Genomic DNA, 4970 nt, shown 5'->3' with positions numbered 1-4970 from the left:
TGGATGAGTTAGTTAATTTTTTTGAAAATCAAAACTTCATTCAAAATTGGAGTAATTATCCAACACTTCTTCTTTCAGATGATTTAAAAGCCAGAAAAAAAGTTATCGGGACATTAGTTCATGAAGCAATAATTCATACTTGTATTGAGGAAAATAGTAATTTCAATGAACCTATATTTAGATATTTTGTAAAGTTTGAAAATGAAGCTGTTGAAACATTTATAAAAAACCTAAAACTACTTGTAAGCAATAATTTAATTAAAACTCAACACGTAAAGTCAATTATTCATGGAGGAAAGGTACTAATTATGCAGCTATTTGATGCAATTGATGTTAATCCTGAAATGTTATTACCGACAGAAGTATTTCAAAAATATAGCAGACAGACCCAAGAAGCTGACCAAAAAAGGGTTATCGCTGATTATATCAGTGGCATGACGGACAATTATCTCTATAAAATGCACCAAAGGATTTTTGGTGGAAACACTCAAAGTACATTTGACACTATCTAATTGACCGACCTAAATCTACTTGAGTTGAACGAACTGTCTCAAGCATCATCATCCAAATCATCAATCATTGATTTAAAAGATGAATATTTCTTTCCCTCGATACACTCCAGTTCCTCTATAGCTTCAATGGTTAGATTATCGAGTTTCTCACTATCCTGAGGATTAGGATTAATTTCTGATAATGTTTTCATATCAAAATTATACTCCATTTTCCCTATGTTGAGATCAGCCTTAATGATTTTTAGTGGTACAAGTGGAACTAAGGGGACACCTTGATATTACTGGGCTATAAGCGTACCACCTGCTAAATATCCCATGGTACACGTGGGACAAATAACTCACATTTGTTCACTCTAGTTACAATTTCTTTGAATTTGTTTTCATTTGTTGACTTTAATTTTTAAAACACGTAATAATCTAACCGTTGTTTTAAATAGCTTTATGAAAATGGCTATAAAGCTATATGGATTTATGGATAGAAAGTACCAGTTTACTGGAATTTTCAAATTGGATTTATGGAAAAAGCCTCTTTGGCGGCATTTTTAATGTCGATTGAAAATTCTTTTAAGAAAGGTATTACTATGTCTAAAAATAATGTATCGCGCTTGCAACTTATCAATGAATTCGAATCTGCTCCAGAATCCACCCTATTTAATCAAAATACACTTGCCGCAGTTTTAGATTGCTCGGTTCAATTGCTTGAACGTAATCGTTGGGCAGGTCAGGGTGTGCCCTACTTAAAAATTGGTCGTACCGTTCGCTATCGCAAATTAGATATTCTTAATTATCTTCAACACCAATGTGTTCATAACACTCTTCAAGAAGCGGTTTAGACTTTCTTGTTTGGTCTTATTGAATAATTGGAAGGTGGCGGCGCACCTTCCTGTATCAGTTGTTGGAGAAAATGAAAATGAATTCAGAACAAATATATCATGTTGATTTTAAACAGTCTAAACGCATTAAATCATTTCAATATGCAGGTGGACTATTTCAGTTAACCTCAGATGGAGTAATTTTTGTTGGTAAGGATAAAGACAATAATGAGCTGCCTCCTCGATGGATCTGCTCTGCTTTGTCTGTGGTAGCTAAAACTCGTGATGCCAATAGTGGGGAATGGGGTCGATTACTTGAGTGGATTGATGATGATGGCATTAAACATCAATGGGCTATGCCTTTGGCTTTATTGCAAGGAGATTCCAGCGATGTAAGACGGGAGCTGGCGCGATTGGGATTGACTATTTCACCCAGCAAAACCGCTCGTGATTTGTTAGCGTCTTATATACAAGTATTTCCTGTTGAGGAGCGTGCTCGTTGTGTCGATAAATTGGGTTGGTATAAAGACGTATTTGTTACTGCTAATGAAGCCATAGGGCAATCCAGTGACCAAATCGTTTTTCAAAATGCCAATAGCCTTGAACCCGCATTGTCCGCTTCGGGAAGTGTTGAGGACTGGCGTAATTCTATTGCACGATTAGCAGAAGGTAATTCTCGTTTGATCTTTGCAATTTCCACTGCATTCGCACCAAGTCTTGCCAATCTAGTCGGCGAAGATTCAGGTGGATTTCATTTCAGAGGCGCCTCCTCTTCTGGCAAAACAACGGCTTTAAAAGTAGCTGCCTCTGTTTGGGGTAAGCCAGAAGGTTATATTCGTTTGTGGCGAAGCACTGCAAACGGTTTGGAAGGTTTAGCAGCGCTTCATAATGATGGTTTATTAATCCTAGATGAGTTAAGCCAAATGGATCCCAAAGAAGCTGGTGAGTGTGCTTATCTGCTTGCTAATGGCCAAGGTAAAACACGCGCCTCTCGTTGTGGTACAGCAAGACAATCCATGCGTTGGTCATTACTCTTTTTATCCGCTGGCGAGGAGTCATTAACCTCGTTAATGGCCAAAGCTGGTCAGCGATGCAATGCAGGTCAAGAAATTCGTTTGGCAGATATTGAAGCTGATGCGGGTGCTCAAATGGGATTATTTGAACAGTTACATAATCATATAAACCCTTCCTCTATGGCACTCGCGTTAAAGGAAGCTGCCAGTCAATATCATGGAGCAGTGGGAATTACATGGCTCCATAAAATTGTGAAACATCGCGCTGAATTAATTCCCCTACTCTCCAATAAAATCCAGCAATTTGTAGTAAAAGTCACTAAAGCCGAACACTCAGGTCAAATTCAACGGGTAGCAAGACGCTTTGCTTTGGTTGCCATGGCAGGGGAAATAGCAAGTCATTTTGATTTAACCGGATGGAAACGAGGCACAGCCTGTCAAGCAGCAGAAAACTGTTTTAAAGCTTGGCTTGAAGATTTTGGAGAGCATGGTAACCGAGAAGATCGAGCCATACTATCGCAAGTTCGTGCATTCTTTGAAAAAGAAGGGGCAAGTCGGTTTGAAAGCGAAAATCATCCCAATAGTGAACGCCTTTATAACCGAGCAGGATTTTTTCGAACAGATAGCGAGGGTTTTCGTATCTTTATGGTTTTATCCGAGGTTTATAGGAAGGAGATTTGCCAAGGGTTTGAACCTAAAATGGTCAATAGAGTGCTTATTAATGCTGGTTGGATAGTGCCTGGAAATGATGGAAAGGCCTCCCAAAAACGAAGAATTAAAGGGGTTGGTATTCCTAGATGTTATGTTTTTACTGAGAAAGTATGGTCTGACGAATTCTGATTGTCCCACCCGTTCCAGCATGTATTTTGATGGTGGAACATCTTTAGGCCAGTAATTATCAGAGTTTCCCACTTGTCCCATTTGTTCCACGTATTTTTTAGATGTCTCAAAATCTATTCAATCTTCACAAATTACAGGTCAAAAATTGTGCTATATTTTATCTAATCTGTGTCATGGAGAATATATATGTCAAGGAAACCGAATAATAGTGGGAAAAAATGGACACCTTCAGATTTGAGGAGATTAAAGCAATTATCCCGAACTACAGATACTCCAGATATAGCAAAAGTTTTAGAACGGACTGAATCAGCCGTTAGAACCAAGGCTAGTGAAGAACACATCTCACTAAAGCCCAAAGACAGATAATTTCTATCAGACCGTCTACTTATGGCTATGGAATAGTTAATCCTAAACGACTATATGCGACAACAATGACTAACACTAAAAAAAGAAATCATTATATTACCCGGAAGTTTTTAGAGGGATTTTGCGATAACGATGGTCGTGTATGGACTTATCCTAAGGACAGTCCATCAGATCCTTTTGCAAACAGACCGGATGATACAGCTGTTATAAACAAGCTCTATCATCTTCAGCATGATGAGAATATAACTGCTGTAGAAGATTACTTTTCAGATAAAGTAGAAACACCGGCATCTAATGCATTAACAAAATTATTAAATAAAAAATTTCCCAATGCTGAAGAAAAAGAAAAGCTCTCGCTTTTTTTGGGGTTGCAAATGGTCAGAACTCCTTCATATATAAACCACTTAAATATAGAACAGTCTAGGTACTTAAGGTCTCATGCTCATACTCTTGCTTCAAATAAAGAGCATTTTTATGAGTCCTATAAAAGTTTCGATCCAAATCTTAGCGAAGATGAAATTGAAGAAGTACGACAATCAATGCTCACGGATGAATTCACATACAAAATAAATAATGATTATCTATTGAAAATCATGCTTGATTTAGGCTCAATAATTGCTTCACATTTATTACACATGAAATGGGCTCTTATAGAAAGTGATTCCAATAATCCATTTATAGTTTCTGACAACTTTATGCATATTTATCATCCCAAAATTAATGATGGATTTTACAAAATAGGTTTGGGAATAAAAGATGTATGTGTCCATATCCCAATTTCAAATACATTATCTCTAATGTTGGTAAATAATGATCAGTTCAAGGAAGGCATAGTTTTTAATATTAATAATCCACCAGTAGTTAACAATAACTCTGTTGAGCTCGAACAACTTATAGAATCATTTAATAAATCAATGTTCATAAAATGCTATAAGTACGTATTTGCAAATTCAAATTCTGAAAAATTGAAGCAGTGCTTCCACAGTTTATTAGAAATGGCTAAGGAATTTGAAAAAACAAAATAGTATGGTAGTAAGCGTAGGTCGGGCGAAGCACCCGACCTATGCTTGCTTATTTTTTCTTAATGATTGTTACTCGCTAAAGTCCCTATATTCCTCTATAAATTAACATAATCTATTAATAGGAAAATTTATGGACATAAAATGCAAGAAGCTAAAGGTTATTGGTACTAAAAATACGACTTACCATTGCCTTTCACAAGAATATATATTCCATTTTACAATTAAAAATAAAATCTACGACTACGGAATACGGCTGTATCAATCCAGATTGTCTATAGAAATAACTTCTTATGAATTTGTACCTTGCGAAGATTTATGGCATAAATGCCTCGATATATTAAGATTTTTTATGATTTTTAAAGGTTATTTTTTTCACATATCCAAAATAACTTTTTCTGACTCTCA

5 protein-coding genes and 1 pseudogene are annotated in these 4970 nt (G+C 36.3%); 5 read left to right on the top strand and 1 reads right to left on the bottom strand.

The features are described from left to right. Positions 1–512: pseudogene (locus LOX96_RS17380) on the top strand (anti-phage deoxyguanosine triphosphatase); the annotation flags it as partial. A 38-nt stretch (positions 513–550) separates the two neighbouring features. On the opposite strand, the gene LOX96_RS17375 reads toward LOX96_RS17380, so the two are convergent. Next, entirely contained in the window at positions 551–703 is a 153-nt protein-coding gene (locus LOX96_RS17375) for a hypothetical protein (RefSeq protein ID WP_250420150.1), read from the bottom strand. A gap of 390 nt (positions 704–1093) precedes the next feature. Here LOX96_RS17375 and LOX96_RS17370 point away from each other — a divergent pair, with 390 nt between their 5' ends. From LOX96_RS17370 to LOX96_RS17355, 4 genes are all read left to right on the top strand, one after another. After that, a complete protein-coding gene (locus tag LOX96_RS17370) occupies positions 1094–1345 on the top strand; it encodes a hypothetical protein (RefSeq protein ID WP_061692146.1) in 252 nt (83 codons plus the stop codon). Between the two features lie 77 nt (positions 1346–1422). After that, positions 1423–3177 carry a DUF927 domain-containing protein gene (locus tag LOX96_RS17365; RefSeq protein WP_250420180.1) on the top strand — a complete coding sequence of 585 codons (1755 nt, stop codon included), beginning with the start codon at positions 1423–1425 and terminating at the stop codon, positions 3175–3177. A gap of 186 nt (positions 3178–3363) precedes the next feature. Continuing rightward, on the top strand, positions 3364–3543 hold the full coding sequence (locus LOX96_RS17360; RefSeq protein ID WP_250420147.1) for a hypothetical protein: 180 nt from the start codon (positions 3364–3366) through the stop codon (positions 3541–3543). A 65-nt stretch (positions 3544–3608) separates the two neighbouring features. Further along, entirely contained in the window at positions 3609–4568 is a 960-nt protein-coding gene (locus LOX96_RS17355; RefSeq protein ID WP_250420144.1) for a DUF4238 domain-containing protein, read from the top strand. Positions 4569–4970: the final 402 nt, after the last annotated feature.

This window comes from Legionella maioricensis, assembly GCF_023618015.1.
In the GTDB taxonomy this organism is placed as follows: domain Bacteria; phylum Pseudomonadota; class Gammaproteobacteria; order Legionellales; family Legionellaceae; genus Legionella; species Legionella maioricensis.
This window is presented reverse-complemented; position numbering and strand designations above follow the sequence as displayed.

What these genes read in the sequence shown, in the direction of transcription:
- LOX96_RS17370 (WP_061692146.1), top strand. Translation starts at nt 1,094, where the DNA reads ATGTCTAAAAATAATGTATCGCGCTTGCAACTTATCAATGAATTCGAA.
- LOX96_RS17355 (WP_250420144.1), top strand. Translation starts at nt 3,609, where the DNA reads ATGACTAACACTAAAAAAAGAAATCATTATATTACCCGGAAGTTTTTA.
- LOX96_RS17360 (WP_250420147.1), top strand. Translation starts at nt 3,364, where the DNA reads ATGTCAAGGAAACCGAATAATAGTGGGAAAAAATGGACACCTTCAGAT.
- LOX96_RS17365 (WP_250420180.1), top strand. Translation starts at nt 1,423, where the DNA reads ATGAATTCAGAACAAATATATCATGTTGATTTTAAACAGTCTAAACGC.
- LOX96_RS17375 (WP_250420150.1), bottom strand. Translation starts at nt 703, where the DNA reads ATGAAAACATTATCAGAAATTAATCCTAATCCTCAGGATAGTGAGAAA.